A 20,062-nucleotide genomic window follows, 5' to 3' on the forward strand; every position below is an offset into this window, starting at 1 on the left:
GGGTCCGGGGCGCCGTTCCTTCGAGGTGGCCCCGAAGGACCGGCGCCGCGCGAACCATCCGGCTCGAAGCGGTTGTGCGGACCGGGGCGAGGGTCTTTCGTTCGGATCAGGCCGGGCTGATCCAGACGAAAGACCCTAGGCGTCCGGCACTTCGCAGAGGGCGGTGCCGAGCGGCAGGGGCGAGCCGTCGCAGCTGCGCCACGCGATGTGGCTGTCGGGGCGTACGAGGACGGCTCCGTCCTCGGCGATCCCGAGGCGTTCCAGAACGGAGTCGTCGACGACCTCGATGTCCCGGCCCACGACGATCGTCCGGGCCGGAACCCCTCCGGCGGCCTCTTCGAACGCCGCGGCCCATTTCGAGCCGGCGGGCCCCGTGATCAGCGTGAAACCCGGGAAGAGGAGATCGAGCGTCGACAGCAGGGCACCGTCGCGTTCGACCCAGGCGTGCGGGAGCCGCGCCCCGAGGACCGGGGAGGGCGAGTATTCCGTCGCCGGGAGCGGGCCACCGGCGTCCCCCTCCGCGTGTCCCCCGGCTCCGTAGACGTATCCGATCTCCTGGTTGAGGGCGTCGAAATGCGGGCGCTGCGGGGGGATGGCCGCCGCGAGCCGCCGACGCTCCCGCGCAGCGATCTCCGGGTCCGGGCTTTCGAGCCGGGCGGCGATGGCGGCGGTGTCCGGCCCGATCCCCGCCTCGGCCATCTTCGTCGCGTTGAGGACGCTGTGGCGGGCGTTGCCGACGGCGACCGGGCGGCGTTCGCTCTCGTAGCTGTCGAGCACGGATTCGGGAGCCCACCCGCCCAGCACCGCGGCGAGCTTCCACCCGAGGTTGTCCGCGTCGGCCAGGCCGGTGTTCATGCCCAGACCGCCCGTCGGGGGGAACTGGTGGGCGGCGTCGCCCGCGAGGAAGACCCGGCCGCTCCGGTACCGTTCGGCGGTCCTCGCCACCATCGTCCAGGGGCCCACCGACCGGATCTCCACATCCAGCTCGTCCACGCCGACGGCCTCCCGGATGATCCGGGCGCACCGTTCGGGCGAGTAGTCCTCGGGCGACTCGGTGGCCGGATCGAAGCTCCGCTGGAACGTCCATCTGCGGACACCGTCCATCCCGATGAAGACACCGGGGGAGGTGGTGTTGATGGCCCAGATGAGCAGGGCCGGATCGGCCTCGGTCCAGGGGGACAGGTCCGCGTGGAAGTAGATGTTCAGCTGATGGCCCAGGACCGGCGAGCCCTCGGTCGTGATGCCGAGCTTCTCCCGTACGCCACCGGCCGCCCCGTCCGCGGCAACGGCGTAGCGGGCACGGAGCGTCTGTTTCCGCTGCCCGCCCTCCACGCTGACATCGACCGCGTCGCCGCGGTCCGCGATGTCGAGGACGGTGGTGTTGTGGCGGACGGTCGCCATGCCCTGCGAGAGGACCGCTTCGAGGAGATGCTGCTGCACGCGGTCCTGGGCGCAGGAGGTGATCATCTCGGGGGAGGCGTCGATGCGCCGGAGCAGCTGCTCCCCGTGCCCCTCGGCCATGTTGATCCGGCCGAGTCCGGAACCCGAGAGGGTCTGTTTCCAGTGGATGCTGAGCGCCCACCGGGGGTCCACCGAGTCCTTGCGGACCGCGTCCGCGATTCCCCAGCTCCGCAGCAGTTCCATCGACCGGGTGTTGACGACATGGGCACGGGGATGCGGATTGATGCCTCCGTACTGTTCGCACACGACGCTGGGCACGCCGTGCCGGCCCAGCACCAGCGCCGTGGCCAGTCCGACGGGACCGGCGCCGATGATGACCACGGGGGTGTCGGCGGCCGTCATGAGCGCTTGACCAGATCGGCGAGGGGCTCACCGGACTCGAAACGGCGGACCAGTTCGTCGGGGTCGAAACGGGTACCGATCGGATCTTCCTCGAAGGCACCCGAGGCGAACCACTCGTGGAGGGCCTCCTCGGTGGCGAAGTTGTCGATCTGGAGTTCGATGTGATTGCCGTCGGGGTCCTCGAAGTACATCGAGGTGGTCGGCCCGTGGTTGACGCACCAGAAGGGGTGGATCCCCTCCGCGTTCAGCCGCTGGTAGGTGCCGAGCAGATCCGCGAGCGTGTCGTACGTGAACGCCGCGTGGTGCAGGCCGGTGTGTCCATCTCCCGGGCGCTCCGAGGCCCCGGTGGAGATCAGCGCGATCCGGTGGTGTTCATCGTCGTACGTGAGGAAGGCCAGGGAGTCGTTGGCGAAGGTGACACGTCCTTCCAGGACGCGCAGATACCACTCGGTCATGGCTGTCGGCTGACCGGTCTTGAGAACGACATGGGCGAGTTTGCTCGGAGAAGCCATGGGAGCGACCTCCTGGTCGTAGGCGCGACGCCTTCTTGTCTGGCATGCAAGAGCAGCATAGGTGCGTTCTTGTATGGCAGACAAGAGGGGGTCGCTCACGGGTCGCGAGGTGCCCGGAAGGTGGCGTTCCGGCTGTCCCGGGGTGCTCGGCTCGATGTCGCTCCTACTCCGTGAGCCGCGTGAGCGGCTGTTTCGTCATTCGGCGGTGCCGCAGCGCGCGGCCGCGGCTGCCGTGAGTGCCTCGGTCAGGAGCTGGACGACCTCCGCGGTGGGGCGGTCCAGGCGCCGGACGCTGACCAGCAGGCCCTCGAAGAGCACATGGGCGGTGTCCGCGATCAGGCCGACATCGGCGTCGGCCGGCAGTTTGCCGGTGATGGTGGTCAGCAGGCGCCCTTCGAGCCACTCCTGGATCCGCCCGTACGTCGCGGCGAGCGCCTCCGAGTCTCCGATCCGTTCGTAGGCCTCCCGGTGCAGCCCCCGGTACGGCTCCATGTCCAGCAGGAGCGCCACCAGTTCGCGCTGCGGGTCTCCGGTGAGTTCCTCGTCCGCTTCGATGCGCTCCCGTGCCTGTGTGACGTAGTGATCGAGTGCGGCGGCGAAGAGGTCGTCCTTGGTGGGGAAGTACCAGCGCACCGCGTTGGCCGCGACGCCCGCGGCGCGCCCCACCTCGGCCAGGCTGGTCCCCTTGTATCCCCGGGCCGCGAAGAGCTCCCATGCGTGGTCGACCAGCGCGGCCTCGCGCTCGGCCTTCGGAATCTGCTGTCGATTGCGTGGCATGGTACGGAAGCCTATGCCGGGGGTGCCCGGCGTACGCGGGCGGCAGCGGGTGTCCCCCATGGCGTCCGGCCACATCTCTTGACTCTCGTACAAGATGCCTCTTGGCTTAAGAGCAAGAGAATGTGGGCCGGCCGAACGAGGGAGTTCGTGATGCGTCTGTACAGCACCGATCAAGGCATTGCCCGGGAGGACCGCCCGGGGGAGCTGTCGCTGCTCGATCTGCCCTTCGACGAGCTGGGCGCGCTGCTGCGCGGTCCCGGCGTCGCGGCGGCGCGGTCGGCGAGGACGGTGCGCCGGGTCGCACTCGGCGAGGTGCGGGTCCTCGCCCCGGTGCGCCGCCCCGGCAAGGTCCTCATCGTCGGCCTCAACTACCGCAGCCACGCCGAGGAGGCGCTTGAGATGCTGGCGGCGCTGGGCAGGGGCTCCGTCCGGATGCCGGAGGAGCCGAACTTCCAGGTCGTCGCCGGATCCGCGGTGATGGCGCCGTCGGAGACGATCGTCCTCCCGGCCGTCGCGGCCGGTGAGGTCGACTACGAGGGCGAGGTGGCCGCGGTGATCGGCCGCACCGCCACGGCCGTGGCGACCGCGGACGCCGGGAAATACCTTGCCGGTCTGACGGTGGTCAACGATGTCTCGGCCCGGGACATCCAGCGCCGTGCCATGTCGGGTGATCCGACCGCGTCCATCGGCGTCTCCAAGAGCTTCGACACCTTCAAGCCGCTCGGGCCCTGTCTGGTGACCGAGGACGAGTTCGCCGAACCGTTCGACCTGCGCATCCGGACCCGGGTCAACGGCGAGCTGCGCCAGGACGATCGCACCAGCAGCCTCATCCACCGCCTGCCCGAGCTGATCTCGTTCCTCTCGCGGTATCAGACCCTTGAGCCGGGCGATGTGATCTGCACCGGCTCACCGCGCGGTGCGGGTGTCTTCTCCAACCGGTTCCTCCGGCCCGGCGACCTCGTGGAGGTCGAGGTGGAAGGCATCGGATCGCTGCGCAGCGGCGTGGTGGCGGCCTGAACACCGAGCCGCCCGGGAGCGTCCCGGTGCGGTGCTGTTCCCGGCTCCGGAGGCCGCCCACCTCCGGAGCCGGGAAGTCCCGGACGACTCGCGGGGTCAGGAAGTGACGGAGAGGTCGTCCGCGTACACCGTGCCCTGCCCGTACCAGCCGTGCAGATAGACGGTCACCTTGCCGGTCGAGCCGGTGGTGAAGGCGGCCGACTGCTTGGCGTAACCGCTCGACGAGCCCCAGACGCTGGCCGTCGCGTCGCCCCGCACACCGAGGTAGCCGTAGCTGCCCTGCACCCAACCGCTCAGTGTGTACTTGGTGTTGGGCGACAGGGTGAGCGTCTGAGCGCATTCGCCGGTCTGCGACGCGGTGGCCGCCGCGGCGAGTGCGTGCGTACCGCCGTGCACCGGCGTGGAGACGACCGCGCCACCGGACTCGCACGTCCAGGGGCCGAGCGAACCCGACTCGAAGTCACCGTTGACCAGGGCCCCGGTGCCGCCACCCGGGCCCGACACCGTGAGGGTGAAGGCCGCCGCGTGGCTGAGCGTGCCCGCCGTGCCGGTGACATCGATCCGGTACGTGCCGGGGGCCGCGGACGCCGAAGCGGCGACCGTCAGCTTCGACGTCCCGCCCGCGGTGACCGAGGCCGGGCTGAGCGTCGCCGTCACACCGGCGGGCGCCCCGCTCGTCGTCAGCGCGACGGTCTTCGCGTTGCCGGAGATGACCGCGGTGTTCACCGTCGCCGTCGTGGAGCCACCGGGGGCGACCGTCGCCGAGGCGGGGGCCACGGCCACCGAGTAGTCGTCCGTCACCGGACCGGTGCCGCCGCCCGTGAACGGGGCGAAGGTGTGGGTGAAGTACCAGGTGTCCTGAGCGATGCCGGAGCAGGTGTCGCTGCCCCCGGTGCCTGGGCAGCCGCCGTTGTCGCGCTGGAGCGCCCAGAACGACAGGGTGCTGACACCCTTGGCGACGGCCCAGTTGTAGACCGAGGTGGCATCGGCCGTGGTGAACGTCTCGGCCGGGCCGTAGTCGTCGATGCCCGGCATCTCGATGATGCCGGTCATGCCCCACAGCTGGGCGTCGGTCTTCGACGGGTACAGATCGGCCAGCTGGCCCTTGAGCCCGGTGATCGCCGTCTGGGTGTCCTGCGCCATGTTGTGCGAGGCGCCGTCGTAGTAGTCGAAGGTCATGAGATTCACGACATCGACCTTGGCGCCGTTGGACACCGCGTTCTCCAGCACCGCGAGACCGCTGTCGGCCAGACCGCTCGTGGTGGTGGGCAGGGTGTACGAGATCTGCACCGAGCGCCCGTTGGCGGCCGCCCAGTCCTGCACCTTCTTGATCGCCTTGTTGCGGCGGTCGATCCCGGCGCTGTTCTCCAGCGAGTTGTCCTCGATGTCCATGTCGAGACGGGACACGTCGTAGGTCGTGATGACCTTCTCGTAGGCCGCCGCGATGGAGTCGACACTCGTGCAGCTGTCGGCGATCTCGGTGCCGCCGTTGTCGGCCGTGTAGCCGCCGAACGACGGGATCACGTCGCCGCCGCGGGACCGGATGGTGGTGAAGTCGGCGCCGAACTCGGACTGGGCGATGGGTGTGCTCGAATCGCCGTTCCAGTAGGGGGTGCAGGAACCGCGGGCCTCCGTCTGGATGAAGGCCATGGTCAGGTACTTGGCGCCGGACGCCTGCGAGAGTGCGGCCGGGCTGTCGCCGTTCCACGCCTCGAAGTACGGGGCGAAGACGTGTGCGGGCAGGGGAGAGGCGGCGGTCGCGGCGGCCTGTGCGCCGGCGCCCGATCCGAGAATCAGACCTGCGGACGCGACGACGGTGGCCAAGGCGCTCAGGACGGCGCCGACTGTTCTTGGAGGTCTCATGGGGCAGCTCCCAGCGGGGTGAGACAACGGGCGGATCGCACGGCTCGGCCGCACCCGTCGCCGGGCGCGGCCCGTTCCTGTGATTCCCGGCCGGGGTCACGTGCCGCACGGCGAGGAGCGGCCGTGAGGCATGCCCATAATTGGTCTGGACCAGATGACTGTCAATGTTCTTTACTGTTTCATTCCCCTTTGCTTGCCAGGAGCGGCAACGCGCAAGGCAAGCAGGGGAGTTGACGACGGTTCAGTGATCAGTCGCGGTGGAGTGCGGTCCGGAGGTACGGAGCCGTGTGGCTCCGGGCCGCCCGGGACACGTCCACGGGCGTCCCCGCCGCCATGATGCGCCCGCCCTGGTCGCCGCCGCCGGGACCGAGGTCGATCACCCAGTCGGCGCCTGCGACCACCGCCATGTCGTGCTCCACGACCACCACCGTGTCGCCCGCGTCGACGAGGCCGTGCAACTGCCGCATCAGCACCTCGACATCGGCGGGGTGCAGCCCCGTCGTCGGCTCGTCCAGCAGATACAGGGTGTGGCCCCGCCGGGTGCGCTGGAGCTCGGTGGCGAGCTTGATCCGCTGGGCCTCACCGCCGGACAGCTCCGTCGCGGGCTGACCGAGCCGCAGATAGCCGAGCCCCACGTCGAGCAGGGTCCGCAGACTGCGCTCGGCGCCCGGAGTGCCCGCGAAGAACCCGGCCGCCGACTCCACCGTCAGATCCAGCACCTGCGCGATGTCCAGACCCCGCAGTGTGACCTCCAGGGTCTGCGGGTTGTACCGCGCACCATGACAGTCCGGACAGGGTGCGTATGTACTGGGCAGGAAGAGCAGCTCCACGGAGACGAATCCCTCGCCCTGGCAGGTCTCGCACCGCCCGCCCGCCACATTGAAGGAGAACCGGCCGGCCCTGTAGCCGCGCTCCCGGGCGGTCTCCGTCCCGGCGAACAGCTTGCGCACGACGTCGAAGAGCCCGGTGTACGTGGCCAGATTGGACCGAGGGGTACGGCCGATCGGCCGCTGGTCGACCTGTACGAGACGGTCCACCGCATCCAGCCCCTGCGCCGAGGCACACCAGGGTGCCGGGCGCTCCGCGGCCGGGTCCTCGCCGGCACCGGCCCGCCGGTCGGCGAGCGCACCGGCCAGGACCTGACCGACCAGCGTCGACTTCCCCGATCCGGAGACCCCGGTGACGGCCGTGAAGACGCCGAGCGGGAACGCCGCGTCCACTCCCCGCACGTTGTGCAGGTCGACCCCGCTCAGCCGCAGCCAGCCCGACGGCGCACGCACCTCCCGTTCCGGCACGGGCCCGTCGTCGAAGAGGAAGCGGCGGGTGGCCGACTCCGTCACTTCCGCGAGCCCGGCCGGAGGGCCGCTGTGCAACACCCGGCCCCCGTGCTCACCGGCCAGCGGCCCCACATCGACCAGCCAGTCGGCCCGGCGTACCACATCCATCTGGTGCTCCACGACGAAGACCGAGTTCCCGGCCTCCTTCAGCCGTCCCAGCACCCCGAGCAGCGACTCGGTGTCCGCCGGATGGAGACCGGCCGACGGCTCGTCCAGCACATAGACGACCCCGAAGAGTCCGGAGCGCAACTGGGTGGCCAGCCGCAGCCGTTGCAGCTCGCCGGAGGAGAGCGTGGGAGCGGTGCGGTCGAGGCTGAGATAGCCGAGGCCGAGTTCGGTGACCGTTTCGATCCGGGCGAGCAGATCCGCCGTCAGCACCTGCGCCGTGTCGCTGCCGCCCGCCGTGCGCAGCAGCTCGGACAGGGAGGTCAGCGGCAGTGCCGCCAGCTCCGCGATCGTACGGCCGGCGAAGGTGACGGCCATCGCCCGGGGGCGCAGCCGGCTGCCGCCGCAGGCCGGACACGGGGCACTGGTGAGGAACCGCTCGGCCTTCGTCCGCAGGGTGCGGCTCTTCGAGTCCGCGAAGGTGTGCATCACATAGCGGCGGGCGCTCATGTACGTGCCCTGGTAGGGGCGTTGGATGCGCCCCGCCTCCCGCACCGGATGGACCGTCACCACCGGCTGCTCGTCGGTGAACAGGATCCACTCCCGCTCCTCGGCGCCCAGCTCGCCCCACGGCCGGTCGATGTCGTGACCCAGCGCGTCCAGCACATCGCGCAGGTTCTTGCCCTGCCACGCGCCCGGCCAGGCCGCGATCGCACCGTCCCGGATCGACAGAGAGGGGTCGGGGACCAGCAGCTGCTCGGTGGTGCGGTGGACGAGGCCGAGCCCGTGGCACTCCGGGCACGCACCGGCGGCGGTGTTCGGCGAGAAGGCGTCGGAGTCGAGCCGCTCCGCACCGGCCGGGTAGTCCCCGGCCCGCGAGAAGAGCATGCGCAGGAAGTTGGAGAGCGTGGTGACCGTACCGACGGACGAGCGGGCCCCGGGCGCCGAGCGGCGCTGCTCCAGCGAGACGGCGGGCGGCAGTCCGGTGACCTCACCGACCGCGGGCGCGCCGACCTGATGGATCAGCCGGCGGGCGTACGGCGCGACCGACTCGAAGTAGCGGCGCTGGGCCTCGGCGTAGATCGTCCCGAACGCGAGGGAGGACTTCCCGGAGCCGGAGACCCCGGTGAAGACCGTGAGCGTGTCGCGCGGGATGTCGACCGAGACGTCCTGGAGGTTGTGCTCACGGGCGCCGCGCACCCGGACGTACGGATCGTGGGGGGTGGACATGTGCGCGGGGACTCCCTACGGATCGGGGCAGGGCCGACGGCCTGGGGACAAACACTCCGATTCTAGGCATCGGAGGCCGTCCCGTGATTCCGGCCGGGCCGGCCCTGCGGATCGGTGAAGAAGCCCCGGGTCTACCGGGAGGGACGCAGCGCGCGCTTGATCGGCCTTCCCACGACGCTGCGGGCCCGCTGGTACGTGGACCGCTGGGCGGGCAGCGAGGAGTTCTTCAGGATCTTCCGCTTGAGCTGGGTGTTCTCGGCGGTGAGTTCGGTCAGCTGGGTCTGGAGCCAGTTGAGCCGGGGCGCCATCTCGGCGGGGTCGGAGCCGATCCAGGGGCGGACGCCCGGAGGGAAGGACAGCCCGCTCATCCGCTTGTCGAAGGCCGCGCCGCCGTCGCCGTGGGTGAAGGTGTTCTCCAGGCCGTTCTTGTCGAGGAAGTTCATGAACCGGTCGAACCGCTCCTGGTGACCGCGCATCAGCGGCCCGAAGTCGGCGGCGGCGTGCAGATCGGCGGGATCGAGGTCGGCCGGGACCTTGGCGAGCATCCGGTGCGGGATGTCGAAGTAGCGGCACAGTTCCAGCGTCCGGGAGTCGCCGCAGAGCACCGTGGCCGGCGTGCCGGCCAGCAGCGCCGCGATGTTGCCATGGATCCGGGAGCCGAAGGAGAAATCGAAGCCCCGCAGGTCGTCCATCCAGGTGACCGGGTCGATGTAGACCCGCACCTTGCCCTCCCCGTACATGGGGTGGTCGGGGTGGGTGGGGATGTCGGTCACCGCGGCGTTCTGGTGGGACAGGTCGCGCCAGTGCAGCTGACGGGCGTCGGAGAGGTTCTGGCCGATGAACCGGAGGTGCGGGTAGCGCGCGTGGGTGCGGTCGATGATCTGCCCGAGCTTGTGCTTGCGTACCGCGTCGTGCGATCCGTTGACGGCTATGCGGGACTCGGGCCCGAGCGCCCGGCCGTCCTCCCGGACGACGAGCCTGCTGCCGCCCAGGAACATCGAGGGGCAGCCGATGACGTCCACGTCACGGAACCCCATGTCCCGCAGATACCGCTCGGTGAACTCGCCGCGCACCCCGATGGAGGCGCTGTGGTCGAGCACCGCGGAGACGAACGCGTAGACCGTGGACTGCATCGGCTTGAGCCGGTCCGCGGAGTAGTTGACGCCGGTCTGGGCGCCGACGCCCGGGACCACGACCGGTATCTTCAGCTTCGAGATGAGCTGGGTCAGCCGCTCCAGCTGCCGTTCGAAGGAGGGGCGGAAGGCGTTGGCGAGCGGTATCACGAAGACGTCGTACTCGCTGTTGATCCGGTCGGCGTCGGCGACCCGCGTGGTGATGCCGTTCGACACCACCTGGGCGCGCGGAGTCTCAAGGATCTTGTGAGTGGCATCGCTGAAGATCAGGTTGCCCGAGTTGGTGGCGAACACGTCCTCATGGAGAGCGCGCTCGACAGGGACGACGTCGTAGGGGCTCTTCCCTGAACGCAGGAGTATTCGCTTCACATCGTTAACGTTGGATGCCACAAACCTGAATATAGCTTTACAAACGCTTGTCGATCCATGCGGATCCTGTACAACCTTTTGCGATCCGCGCGGAACGTGAGGGACGGATCGCCCATCCGTGCGCGAGCAGGCGTGCGCGCGGTGAAGTGGTGAAGCCCGGCGCGGAGCCCATGACATTCCCCGTGCGGCCCTCTTGAGCGCCCGGCGGCCCCGCCCGTACGCTGCCTCGTGCGCGCTGGCGCGCCTACCGGGGAGGTGGAAGCGCCGTCATGGCCGACTCACTGTCCGAGGACGACATCCTCGAAGCGGTCGCCCGGCACATCGGCCGTCCGGGGCAGGGGCCGCAGTTGCGGCAGGGCGGTGCCGACATCACCCGCCTCCCGATGCTCGACCTGCGCATCGTCCGTTCCATGGAGACCCGTAGCACACAGCCGGAGTCCAGACCCGGCAAGTACGACATATCGGAACGGGCGACGTACGAAGGGGAACTTCGCGACCATCCGGTCGAACCGCCGAAGGACCCGGCCCGGTCGCGGAAGGTGGAGTTGGTGCTCCATGGTTCGGTGCGGACGGTGGCCTGTGGCTGCGACGAGGGCCGGCAGCCGTGCTCGCGCTGCCGGGCCAAGGGGAAACTGCGCTGCGAGACCGGCCCGTTGTGTCCCGCCTGCAACGGTGTGGAGCCGTGCACCTGGTGCGACGGCACGGGGGAACGCCGCAAGGACCGTGCGCCGGCCGGATCGTCGCGGGAGCGGGACGCCGCCGGACGGACCACCTGCCTGAAGTGCCGCAAGCCCCGCACCGCCTGCCCGCAATGCCAGGGGTCGGGCACCGAGAAGTGCCCGAAGTGTGACGACACGGGCTTCCGGGACTGCCCGGTCTGCGAAGGCGAACGGTCGACGGAGCACACCCCTTGCGAGGGCACCGGCCTGGTCACCCGGTGGACGGGCGGATCGGTCGGACACGCGCCGCGGCGGAACACGGTCAAACTGCCGGACCCGGCGCCGCCGCTGCGGGTCCGCCAGCAGACCGGACGCACCGGCGCGTGGCAGCGGGCCACGCTGACCTCGGCCGACGATCCGATACCCGAGGCGCTGGACCCCGCCCACGTCAAGGCCGTCGAATCGGCGCTCGCGCCCCGGCCCGACGAGGTGGCCAGACGGGCCGAGATCGAGTGGCTGCCACTGGTGGCGGTCACGATCCCGGACGACCCCGATCACGTCTTCCACGTCTTCCCCGGGTCCGACGGCCCCGAGGTGCTTCCGGTCTGGTCGAGGCGCAGGTCCCTGCGGGTCGCCGCGGTGGTGGCCGGGGTCGTGGTCGTGCTGCTCCTGGTGGCCGCGCTGGTCTGATTTGCTGGGGGTGTGAGAAGCGACCACCGGCCCCTGGCCGTATTCGACTTGGACGGCACGCTCGCGGACAGCGGCCACCGGCAGCACTACCTGGAGGGCCGCCGGCGCGACTGGAACGGCTTCTTCTCAGCGGCCGTCGACGACCCGCCGCTGCCCGAGGGCGTACGACTGGCACTCGACAGCGCAGAGAGCTGCGAGATCAGATACCTCACCGGGCGGCCCGAGCGGTGCCGCCCGGACACCGTGGCCTGGCTGGCGGAGCACGGACTGCCCGAGGGGCGGGTGTACATGCGCCGCGACGACGACCGCAGGCCGGCCCGGCACACCAAGCTGGAGATCCTGAAGCGGCTGGGCCGGGAGCGTGAGGTCCGGATGCTGGTCGATGACGACGAACTCGTCTGCGACGCGGCGGAGCAGGCCGGATTCACCGTGGTGCGGGCCCGCTGGGCGCAGGCGTCGGCCGCGCTCAAGGACGCGCAGGAGCGCGAGGGCCGTACCTGAATCCGGCGGGCGCGCAGCAGGATCGCCTCGGCCTCGGTCCGGTCGTGCCGGCGTCGATGTCGGTATGGGCGCCGGGCGGCGGTATCAGCTCGTCTCGTCGAGCCGGAAGCCCACTTTCAGGCCGACCTGGTAGTGCTCCACCCGGCCGTCCTTGATCTCGCCGCGCACCTGGGTGATCTCGAACCAGTCGAGATTGTGCAACGTTTCCGAAGCTCTTGCGACGCCTCTGCGGATGGCATCGTCCACGCCCTCGTGCGAGGTTCCGACGATTTCGGTGACCCGATAGGTGTGATTTGACATCTTATGTCTCCTCTCGTCCCTACCACGGTGCCCCACCCGGACCGAGTCCGCGAGGGGTCGAAGTGCAGAATGTGCCGTGAACGGGCCTTGACCAAATCAATGGTCCATACCAAAATCCAGCCACGCCCGTGCGAGCGCCGCCCGCAGTCCCCCACACCGGGTCCTGAATTAAGTCGTGCCGTTTCGCAGAAGGTGAACCTGGTGAAGAACCGCATACTCGTCGGAGCCGTCGCGCTCGTTTCCACCTTTGCCCTGGGGGGATGCGGCCTGGGCTCCGGCTCGGAGGCGTCCGGCAGCAAGAAGGTCACGATCTGGCTGATGAAGGACAGCGTCTCCGCCGATTTCCTGAAGCGGTTCACAAAGGCCTATAAGGACGAGCACCCGTCCGTCGAACTCGACTTCAAGTTCCAGAGCTGGAGCGGAATCGGCCCCAAGGTCATCGGCGCCCTCAAGGGCAAGGACACCCCGGACGTCATCGAGGTCGGCAACACCCAGGTGGCCCAGTACGCGGAGAGCGGCGGCCTGCGCGATCTGACCCTGGAGTCCGTGCGTGACCTCGGCAGCGAGGAGTGGCTTCCGGGTCTCGCCGAGCCGGGCAGCATCGACGGCATGCAGTACGGCATTCCCTGGTACGCGGCCAACCGAGTGGTGATCTACAACAAGGAGCTCTTCGAGCAGGCGGGCATAAAGAACCCGCCGAAGACCCGGGACGAGTGGATCGCGGACAGCCAACTCCTGAACCGCAACGGAAATCAGGGGATCTACCTCGCGGGCCAGAACTGGTATGTCCTCGCCGGATTCATCTGGGACGAGGGCGGCGAACTCGCGGAGGAGAAGGGCGGCCAGTGGGAAGGTGCCCTGGACAGTCCCGCAGCGCGGCGGGGCATGAGCTTCTACAAGGAACTCCAGGCGCTCGGTGACGGTCCCAAGGACGCGGACGAGGAAAAGCCCCCGCAGGCCGATGTGTTCGCCGAAGGGAATGTCGCACAGATCATTTCGGTGCCCGGCACCGTCGCGCAGATCGAGAAGCAGAATCCCGAACTCAAGGGAAAACTCGGCTACTTCCCGATTCCGGGCAAGACCGCGAAGGCGCCCGGCTCCGTCTTCACCGGCGGCTCCGACCTGATCGTCCCGGACAAGGCGGAACGGCGCACCGAGGGCATCGAAGTGGTCAAGGCGCTGGCGGGCCGGAAGTGGCAGGAGGAGCTGGCCAGAACGATGAGCTACGTGCCCAACAAGCCCGCCCTCGCGCGTGTCATCGTGGGACAGGAAGGCACCGCGGCGATGGCCCGCGGCGCCACCGAGGGCCGGGCGACCCCCAACTCGCCGCAGTGGGCCGACGTCGAGGCCGACAACCCGATCAAGCCCTACATGACGGCGGTGCTGGAGGGCGGCGACCCGCAGCAGAAGGCGAAGACCGCCTCGGCGAAGATCACCTCCAAGCTCGCCGGGGGCTGACCCGCACGACCCACCGCTGCGCACCCGGCTGTTGTGGTCCGGTACCGGCCACTCACGGGTGTTGTGGTCCGGTGTGACCGGCGCAGTGGTCCGGTCTCGGCCACCCCCGGGATTCAGCCTTCGCACATTTCGGCTCTCCCGAGTGGTCATGTCGAATCCAGCCGGTCACGGAAGAAGTAAGGGGCCGGGCCTTCGCACCCAGTGCGACGGCCCGGCGGCCGCCCTTGCCGATCCGTCCCCGGAGACCGTCATGAACGCGCTGCCCGTCACCTCACTCCCCACCGCTCCCGTCGTTCCCGCGCAGCCCGTCGCCCCCGCCCCGCCGCGCTACCGGGTGTCCCTCGCAGCCGACCAGGACGAGGTCCGCGCCGCCCAACGATTGCGCCATCTGGTCTTCGCCGGTGAGCTGGGCGCCAGGCTGGAGGGGCCCGAACCCGGACTGGACAGCGATGCGTTCGACGCGTACTGCGACCATCTGCTGGTCCGGGAGCAGACCACCGGCGACGTCGTCGCCACCTACCGCGTCCTTCCGCCCGACCGGGCGCGGATCGCCGGACGCCTCTACGCGGAGAGCGAGTTCGACCTCGGCCGTCTCGGGCCGATCCGCGACGACCTGGTCGAGGTCGGACGGTCCTGCGTCCACCCGGCCCACCGCGACGGCGCCGTCATAGCTCTGATCTGGGCCGGACTCGCCCGCTACATGGAACGCACCGGGCACAACTGGCTGGCCGGCTGCTGCTCCATCCCGCTCGCCGACGGCGGCACCGCCGCGGCCGGCGCCTGGGAGACCGTACGCACGAAGTACCTGGCGCCCGAGGACCACTGGGTCACCCCGCACCGCCTCTGGCAGCCCACCCCGGCCGCCCACCCCGCCCCGCCCACCGGTCTCGCCACGCTCCCTCCGCTGCTCCGCGGCTATCTGCGCCTCGGCGCCCAGGTGTGCGGGGCGCCCGCCCACGACCCCGACTTCAACGTCGCCGACCTGTACGTACTGCTGTCGCTGCGCCGCACCGACCCGCGCTACCTGCGCCACTTCCTCGCCCTCGCCCCGCTGCGATGAACCCCTGGCTGCCCACCGCACCCTGCACCCCGGGCACCTGCGCCGGCCACGACGGCCGGCTGCGGGGCCGCCCGGCCGCCGCGGCCCTGCTGCTCGCCGGGTGTCTGTGCATCATGGCCGGGGCGCTGGGCGCACCGTTCGTGGCGATGCTCGGCGCGGCCCGGCGGGAACGGCTGATCCGGCGCTGGGCCTACAGCGTCGTACGCGCCTTCGGGGTGCGGGTACGGATCGTCGGCACACCGGCGGAGCCCGGCGCGGCACCCGGAACGACGGGCACGCTCGTCGTGGCGAACCACATCTCCTGGCTGGACATCCCGCTGGTCGCCGCGGTGTTCCCCGGCCGGATGCTCGCCAAGAGCGAGATACGCGACTGGCCGTTGCTCGGCGCGCTCGCCGCCCGGGGCGGCACGCTCTTCGTCGAACGCGACCGGCTGCGCGCACTGCCCACGACCGTGCGCACCATCGGCTCGGCGCTGCGCGGCGGATCACGCGTGGTCGTCTTCCCGGAGGGCACCACCTGGTGCGGGCGCGGCCTCGGCGGCCGGTTCGCACCCGCCGCCTTCCAGGCCGCGATCGACGCGGGCGCCACGGTCCGGCCGGTACGCCTCGGCTACCGCATCGAACCGCCCCGGACCACCGGGACGACCGGCCGGACGGGGCCCGCGAAGAGCTGTCTCGCGGCAGGACACGAGAGCACCGCCCCGGCCGGTGCGGCCGCGTTCGTCGGCGACGATCCGCTCATCGCCTCACTGTGGCGGGTGGTGACGGCGGCCGGCCTGACCGCCGAGATCCGCGTACTGCCGCAGATCCCGGCGGCCGGCCGGCCGGACCGCCGCGAACTGGCCCGCCGTGCTCAGACCGCCGTCGCCAACGAGAGTGCGAACCGGCCGCCGGAATCCGTCCACCACTGATCCAGCCGCAGCCCGGCCGCGTCCAGCTCCGCCCGGACACCCTCCTTGCGGAACTTCGCCGAGACCTCCGTACGCAGCTCCTCGCCGGCCTCGAAGGGCACCACCAGATCCAGCTCGGGGATCTTCACGGTGTGTGCCCGACGGGCCCGCAGCCGCATCTCGATCCACTCGTGCTCCGGATCCCAGAGCGCCACATGGTCGAAACCGGCGGGGTCGAAGTCCGCCCCCAGCTCCCGGTTCACGACCCGCAGCACGTTCCTGTTGAACTCCGCGGTCACCCCCGCCGCATCGTCGTACGCGGCGACCAGTACCTTCTCCTCCTTCACCAGATCCGTGCCGAGCAGCAGTGCGTCGCCGGGGGAGAGCAGCGACCGTACCGACTTCAGGAACACCGCTCGCTCGTCGGGCGGCAGATTGCCGACGGTGCCGCCCAGGAACGCGATCAGCCTGGGCCCCGGAGTGCCCGGCAGTGCCAGACCACCCGTGAAATCGGCGATCAACGCGTGCACGGACAGCTCGGGCCGCTGCCCGAGCAGGGCCTCGGCGGCCCCGCGCAGCGCGCTCTCGCTCACATCGACCGGCACATAACTGTGCAGCGCGGGCAGCGCGTCCAGCAGGTGCCGGGTCTTCTCGGAAGAGCCGGACCCCAGCTCGATCAGGGTCCGCGCCCCGGACGCCCGGGCGATCTCGTCGGCGCGGTCGATCAGGATCTCCCGCTCGGCACGGGTCGGGTAATACTCGGGCAGCCGGGTGATCTCCTCGAACAGCTCACTGCCGTGCGCGTCGTAGAACCACTTGGGCGGCAGTGTCTTCGGGCGCCGGGTCAGACCGTGCAGCACATCGGCGCGCAGCGCCGCGTCCGTCGCGTTCACCGGCAGGGTGCGGGTCAGCAGAAAGGGACTCACGCAGTGGGCTCCTTGAGCGGGGTCAGCAGAACGTCGGCGCGGGTCGCCGTCAGCAACGTGCGGTCGGGGACCGTGCGCCAGCGCGGATCGTCGTCGTAGGGCTCCGAGGCCACCACCGTGCGCAGACCGGGCTCGGCGAGGTACGCCAGGGTGTCGCCCCAGGCCGTCGCCACGATCGTCGCGCCGTCGGTGAGCAGCAGGTTCAGCCGGGACTCCGGCGCCGCTACCGCCACATCGACCACGGTGTCGGCGACCGCCTGCGGCAGTCCGTCGCCCTCGGCCAGACGGTGCAGTACGAGGGCCCAGACGAGTGCCGAGTCGCAGCGGGCGGTGAGGGCGAGCAGTTCGGCAGGCGGCAGCGCCGCGGCGAGCGGCGCGACGGAGTGCGGCCAGCCCTTCACCACACCGTTGTGGCTGAACAGCAGCGGCCCGGCGGCGAACGGTGCGGCCGCCGCCTCGCCGTCGGCGTCCGCCTCGGTGGCATCACGGACGGCGGCGAGCAGCGCCGTGCTGCGCACCACCCTGGTCAGGTCGGCGAAGGTCTGGTCACCCCAGACCGGGCCCGGGCGCCGGTAGCGTCCGGGCACCGGATCGCCTTCCGCGTACCAGCCGACGCCGAAACCGTCCGCATTGACGGTTCCGTGCCGCTGGTCCCTCGGCTCCCAGGACTGGCGTACCAGCGAGTGGGGCGGCCGGGTCAGCAGTTCGCCCAGGGGCACCGGCGGTCCCAGGTAAGCGATATGACGGCACATCACATATCCCTGGCGGTACGGAATCCGGAGAAGATCTGCCTTCGCACCGGCAGGTCCCAGTTGCGGAACGTCCCTCGGCATGCCACCGGGTCCACGGCGAACGAACCGCCGCGCAGCACCTTGTGGTCCGGCCCGAAGAAAACCTCGGAGTACTCGCGGTACGGGAACGGTGCGAAGCCGGGATAGGGGAGGAAGTCGCTCGATGTCCACTCCCACACGTCACCGATCAACTGCCGTGCTCCGCAAGGAGATCGCCCGTCCGGATACGCTCCGGCCGGTGCGGGCCGCAGATGGCGCTGCCCCAGGTTCGCCAGCTGCGGGGACGGGTCGTCGTCGCCCCAGGGGTAGCGCCGCGAACGCCCCGACGCCGGGTCGTGACGCGCCGCCTTCTCCCACTCCGCCTCCGTCGGCAGCCGGCGCCCGGCCCAGCGGGCGTACGCATCGGCCTCGTACCAGCTGACATGGAGCACCGGCTCGTTCGCGGGCACCTCCTCGGTGATCCCGAAACGGCGGCGCAGCCACTGACCGGCGTCCCGGTGCCAGAACAGGGGACCGTACAACTCGTGCTCACGTACCATCGCCCACCCCTCGGGTGCCCACCAGCGCCGCTCCGTGTAGCCGCCGTCCTCGATGAACGCCTGGTACGCGCCGCAGGTGACCGGAGTGGTGTCGATGAAGAAGCCCGGTACGTCGCGCACATGTGCCGGGCGTTCGTTGTCCAGGGCCCAGGGCTCGGTGGACGTTCCCATGGTGAACGGGCCGCCCGGCACGAGGACTTCGGCCGGAAGGTCTACGGCGTCCGCGGGGGCGGGCGGTACGGGCGCGGTCAGCACGGCCGTCCCCGAACGCAGCTGATGAGTGATCAGCATCGTTTCGTCGTGCTGCTGTTCGTGTTGGGCGATCATGCCGAAGGCGAACCCGGACCGCACCAGCGGGCTGTCACCGTCCAGCGCGGTGCCGTCGAGGACGTCCAGGGCCCGGCCGCGTACCTCGGCGGCGTACGTACGCGCCTCGGCGGGGGCCAGCAGCGGCAGCGAGGGGCGGGTCGCCCGGGGATGCTCGAAGGCGTCGTACAGCCCGTCGATCTCCGGGCGCATCGCCTCCCGGCCGGCGACCGCGCGCAGCAGCCACAGCTCCTCCTGATTGCCGATGTGCGCGAGGTCCCAGACCAGCGGGGACATCAACGGCGAGTGCTGGGCGGTCAGTTCATGGTCGTCCACGCTGTCGGTGAGCAGCGCGGTGCGTTCCCGGGCGGTGAGCAGTGCGGCGAGGGCGCGCTGCCGCAGAGCCTCGGGGTCCGCCTCTCGGGGTGCGGATCCGGTGGGCGTGGCGGAATCGGTCATGAGCGGGACCTCTCCCAGGGGTGGCCGGGACCGCCGGACGAGGCCGGCGCGAGCAGTTCGGGAAGATCGTCGGCCGGACATCGGCCCCGGGCGACGTAACGGTCGGTGAAGCCGGCCACGGCGTCCTGCACGGCCTTCGTGGCCCCCAACCGGGGCAGCGCCTCCAGGGCGGCCCCGAAGCAGGTGACCGCCGCCGCCCGCAGATCGGGATCGGCCAGGCCGTCGCGGGCGGCGGCGACCCAGAGCGGATTGCGCGGCGCCGGCTCCGCCCCGGCCGTCTCGGCCAGCGGTTTCACGGTGCGGTACACGGTCTCGGTGGCCTCCGGGTCGTCGAACAGGGCAGTGGTGACGGCGAGCGGCACCAGCCACCCGTCCGCACCGTGCTGTGCGTCGATCATGCGCAGCTCCAGGTGACCGCGCGGCCGTACGGGCGGGAAGAGCGTGCTGATGTGGTAGTCGAGATCAGCACGCACCGGTGGTCTCGGCGCGCCGGTACGGATCCAGTCGCGAAACGTCAGCCGCTCCGGCACGGACCAGGGGCCCGCCTCCTCCCGGATGCACATCACCGGGGTGTCCAGCACATGCCTGGCCCAGGCGTCGCGCGGCGGCAGCAGGCCGGGCGGTGCCAGGGGCCGCCAAGGATCGAGGTCGGCCCAGAGCGACTGCCGGGCGGACCGCCAGGGTGTCGGCCGGCCGAGCCGGAAGGACGAGTTCGCGAACGCCGCCACCAGGACCGCGCCCAGCAGATGGGACAGCTGCCAGCGCCGCCCGTAGCCGAGCGGGCCCGGCTCCTCCTCCCCGGCGTCCAGACACACCTGGACGGACGCGGTGGTGCACATCATGGCGCGACCGGCCGGTCCCGACCGGTCGAGGGAGACCTCCATGGCGTCGTAGCGGGGTTCGCGCAGCAGACGGCGCGGCGGGTGCCACGGGTCGACACCGAGCCCCACCGGCACGAGACCGACCCGGTCCAGGGCGTCGCGTACCGCGGTGAGATCGGCGGCGGTGGCGTCGATGCACGCCATCAGGGAGTCGGCCGGGCGTGAGCTGAGCTCCAGCTGGCCACCGGGCTCGAAGGTGAGCGCCGCGCTCAGGGGCAGGCCCCGGACGATGTCGGCGGCCGCGTCGAGACGGTGGTGCGGGACCGGGACGCGAGGATGATCCCGGTCGTGGATGAGCCATTCGAGTTCCACACCGACCTTGCGGGGCGGTCCCGTCTTGAAACAGATGCAGCGCAGTAAATCCTCCGCCTCACCCTCGCCGAGGGGCGGGGAATGGCCGGGCGGACCGTGCTCCCAGGGGGTGTCGGACGACATGACGGGCCTCCTTTTCTCAGT

General features: G+C 70.6%; 17 protein-coding genes. 6 read left to right on the plus strand and 11 right to left on the minus strand.

The genetic code is table 11. From position 1 onward, the window contains the following. Positions 1 to 135 precede the first annotated feature (135 nt). From ACFVH0_RS32600 to ACFVH0_RS32610, 3 genes are all read right to left on the minus strand, one after another. The gene (locus ACFVH0_RS32600; protein ID WP_385826146.1) at positions 136 to 1,803 is read right to left on the minus strand and encodes an FAD-dependent monooxygenase; all 1,668 of its coding nucleotides are present in this window, start codon (positions 1,801 to 1,803) and stop codon (positions 136 to 138) included. After that, a complete protein-coding gene (locus tag ACFVH0_RS32605; protein WP_385826148.1) occupies positions 1,800 to 2,315 on the minus strand; it encodes a VOC family protein in 516 nt (171 codons plus the stop codon). Before ACFVH0_RS32605 ends, ACFVH0_RS32600 begins: the two co-directional genes overlap by 4 nt. A gap of 195 nt (positions 2,316 to 2,510) precedes the next feature. Next, complete coding sequence (locus ACFVH0_RS32610) at positions 2,511 to 3,092, minus strand: TetR/AcrR family transcriptional regulator (RefSeq protein ID WP_385826150.1); 582 nt, start codon at positions 3,090 to 3,092, stop codon at positions 2,511 to 2,513. A gap of 150 nt (positions 3,093 to 3,242) precedes the next feature. On the opposite strand from ACFVH0_RS32610, the gene ACFVH0_RS32615 reads away from it, so the two are divergent. Beyond that, on the plus strand, positions 3,243 to 4,109 hold the full coding sequence (locus ACFVH0_RS32615; protein WP_385826153.1) for a fumarylacetoacetate hydrolase family protein: 867 nt from the start codon (positions 3,243 to 3,245) through the stop codon (positions 4,107 to 4,109). Between the two features lie 96 nt (positions 4,110 to 4,205). Here the strand turns inward: ACFVH0_RS32615 and ACFVH0_RS32620 are convergent, their stop codons facing one another. From ACFVH0_RS32620 to ACFVH0_RS32630, 3 genes are all read right to left on the minus strand, one after another. Then, a complete protein-coding gene (locus ACFVH0_RS32620) occupies positions 4,206 to 5,972 on the minus strand; it encodes a glycosyl hydrolase family 18 protein (protein ID WP_385826155.1) in 1,767 nt (588 codons plus the stop codon). Between the two features lie 248 nt (positions 5,973 to 6,220). Continuing rightward, the gene (locus ACFVH0_RS32625) at positions 6,221 to 8,644 is read right to left on the minus strand and encodes an ABC transporter (protein WP_385826157.1); all 2,424 of its coding nucleotides are present in this window, start codon (positions 8,642 to 8,644) and stop codon (positions 6,221 to 6,223) included. A 131-nt stretch (positions 8,645 to 8,775) separates the two neighbouring features. Further along, positions 8,776 to 10,167: a polysaccharide pyruvyl transferase family protein gene (locus ACFVH0_RS32630; RefSeq protein WP_385826159.1), complete on the minus strand. Its 1,392-nt coding sequence runs from the start codon at positions 10,165 to 10,167 to the stop codon at positions 8,776 to 8,778. Positions 10,168 to 10,415: 248 nt separating this feature from the next. Here ACFVH0_RS32630 and ACFVH0_RS32635 point away from each other — a divergent pair, with 248 nt between their 5' ends. Both ACFVH0_RS32635 and ACFVH0_RS32640 read left to right on the plus strand, forming a co-directional pair. Beyond that, a complete protein-coding gene (locus ACFVH0_RS32635; protein ID WP_385826161.1) occupies positions 10,416 to 11,495 on the plus strand; it encodes a hypothetical protein in 1,080 nt (359 codons plus the stop codon). A gap of 12 nt (positions 11,496 to 11,507) precedes the next feature. Then, positions 11,508 to 11,996, plus strand: coding sequence for a hypothetical protein (locus tag ACFVH0_RS32640; protein WP_385826163.1), 489 nt, complete (start codon positions 11,508 to 11,510; stop codon positions 11,994 to 11,996). A gap of 84 nt (positions 11,997 to 12,080) precedes the next feature. Here the strand turns inward: ACFVH0_RS32640 and ACFVH0_RS32645 are convergent, their stop codons facing one another. Then, on the minus strand, positions 12,081 to 12,296 hold the full coding sequence (locus ACFVH0_RS32645; protein WP_093546549.1) for a dodecin: 216 nt from the start codon (positions 12,294 to 12,296) through the stop codon (positions 12,081 to 12,083). Positions 12,297 to 12,497: 201 nt separating this feature from the next. Between ACFVH0_RS32645 and ACFVH0_RS32650 the strand changes: the two genes are divergently transcribed. From ACFVH0_RS32650 to ACFVH0_RS32660, 3 genes are all read left to right on the plus strand, one after another. Next, positions 12,498 to 13,754: an extracellular solute-binding protein gene (locus ACFVH0_RS32650; RefSeq protein ID WP_385826165.1), complete on the plus strand. Its 1,257-nt coding sequence runs from the start codon at positions 12,498 to 12,500 to the stop codon at positions 13,752 to 13,754. A gap of 250 nt (positions 13,755 to 14,004) precedes the next feature. Further along, entirely contained in the window at positions 14,005 to 14,814 is an 810-nt protein-coding gene (locus ACFVH0_RS32655) for a GNAT family N-acetyltransferase (RefSeq protein ID WP_385826167.1), read from the plus strand. Continuing rightward, a complete protein-coding gene (locus ACFVH0_RS32660; RefSeq protein ID WP_385826168.1) occupies positions 14,811 to 15,725 on the plus strand; it encodes a lysophospholipid acyltransferase family protein in 915 nt (304 codons plus the stop codon). Before ACFVH0_RS32655 ends, ACFVH0_RS32660 begins: the two co-directional genes overlap by 4 nt. On the opposite strand, the gene egtD is transcribed toward ACFVH0_RS32660, so the two are convergent. From egtD to egtA, 4 genes are read right to left on the minus strand one after another with little or no spacing between them, the layout of a single operon-like run. After that, positions 15,668 to 16,630, minus strand: coding sequence for an L-histidine N(alpha)-methyltransferase (gene egtD, locus ACFVH0_RS32665; RefSeq protein ID WP_385826170.1), 963 nt, complete (start codon positions 16,628 to 16,630; stop codon positions 15,668 to 15,670). The genes ACFVH0_RS32660 and egtD overlap by 58 nt on opposite strands. Beyond that, entirely contained in the window at positions 16,627 to 17,382 is a 756-nt protein-coding gene (gene egtC, locus ACFVH0_RS32670; protein WP_385826172.1) for an ergothioneine biosynthesis protein EgtC, read from the minus strand. Before egtC ends, egtD begins: the two co-directional genes overlap by 4 nt. Next, entirely contained in the window at positions 17,382 to 18,725 is a 1,344-nt protein-coding gene (gene egtB, locus ACFVH0_RS32675) for an ergothioneine biosynthesis protein EgtB (RefSeq protein ID WP_385826174.1), read from the minus strand. Before egtB ends, egtC begins: the two co-directional genes overlap by 1 nt. Continuing rightward, positions 18,722 to 20,041, minus strand: a complete 1,320-nt coding sequence (gene egtA, locus ACFVH0_RS32680) for an ergothioneine biosynthesis glutamate--cysteine ligase EgtA (protein ID WP_385826176.1) — start codon at positions 20,039 to 20,041, stop codon at positions 18,722 to 18,724. The genes egtB and egtA overlap by 4 nt, the downstream gene beginning before the upstream one ends. Positions 20,042 to 20,062 lie beyond the last annotated feature (21 nt).

This window comes from Streptomyces sp. NPDC127117, from assembly GCF_042677325.1.
In the GTDB taxonomy this organism is placed as follows: Bacteria; Actinomycetota; Actinomycetes; order Streptomycetales; family Streptomycetaceae; genus Streptomyces.

Excerpts from the sequence above, each read along its gene's own strand:
- ACFVH0_RS32660 (WP_385826168.1), top strand. The coding sequence starts at position 14,811 with ATGAACCCCTGGCTGCCCACCGCACCCTGCACCCCGGGCACCTGCGCC.
- ACFVH0_RS32610 (WP_385826150.1), bottom strand. The coding sequence starts at position 3,092 with ATGCCACGCAATCGACAGCAGATTCCGAAGGCCGAGCGCGAGGCCGCG.
- ACFVH0_RS32605 (WP_385826148.1), bottom strand. The coding sequence starts at position 2,315 with ATGGCTTCTCCGAGCAAACTCGCCCATGTCGTTCTCAAGACCGGTCAG.
- ACFVH0_RS32620 (WP_385826155.1), bottom strand. The coding sequence starts at position 5,972 with ATGAGACCTCCAAGAACAGTCGGCGCCGTCCTGAGCGCCTTGGCCACC.
- ACFVH0_RS32615 (WP_385826153.1), top strand. The coding sequence starts at position 3,243 with ATGCGTCTGTACAGCACCGATCAAGGCATTGCCCGGGAGGACCGCCCG.
- egtB (WP_385826174.1), bottom strand. The coding sequence starts at position 18,725 with ATGACCGATTCCGCCACGCCCACCGGATCCGCACCCCGAGAGGCGGAC.
- ACFVH0_RS32625 (WP_385826157.1), bottom strand. The coding sequence starts at position 8,644 with ATGTCCACCCCCCACGATCCGTACGTCCGGGTGCGCGGCGCCCGTGAG.
- ACFVH0_RS32600 (WP_385826146.1), bottom strand. The coding sequence starts at position 1,803 with ATGACGGCCGCCGACACCCCCGTGGTCATCATCGGCGCCGGTCCCGTC.
- ACFVH0_RS32655 (WP_385826167.1), top strand. The coding sequence starts at position 14,005 with ATGAACGCGCTGCCCGTCACCTCACTCCCCACCGCTCCCGTCGTTCCC.
- ACFVH0_RS32635 (WP_385826161.1), top strand. The coding sequence starts at position 10,416 with ATGGCCGACTCACTGTCCGAGGACGACATCCTCGAAGCGGTCGCCCGG.
- ACFVH0_RS32645 (WP_093546549.1), bottom strand. The coding sequence starts at position 12,296 with ATGTCAAATCACACCTATCGGGTCACCGAAATCGTCGGAACCTCGCAC.
- egtA (WP_385826176.1), bottom strand. The coding sequence starts at position 20,041 with ATGTCGTCCGACACCCCCTGGGAGCACGGTCCGCCCGGCCATTCCCCG.
- egtC (WP_385826172.1), bottom strand. The coding sequence starts at position 17,382 with ATGTGCCGTCATATCGCTTACCTGGGACCGCCGGTGCCCCTGGGCGAA.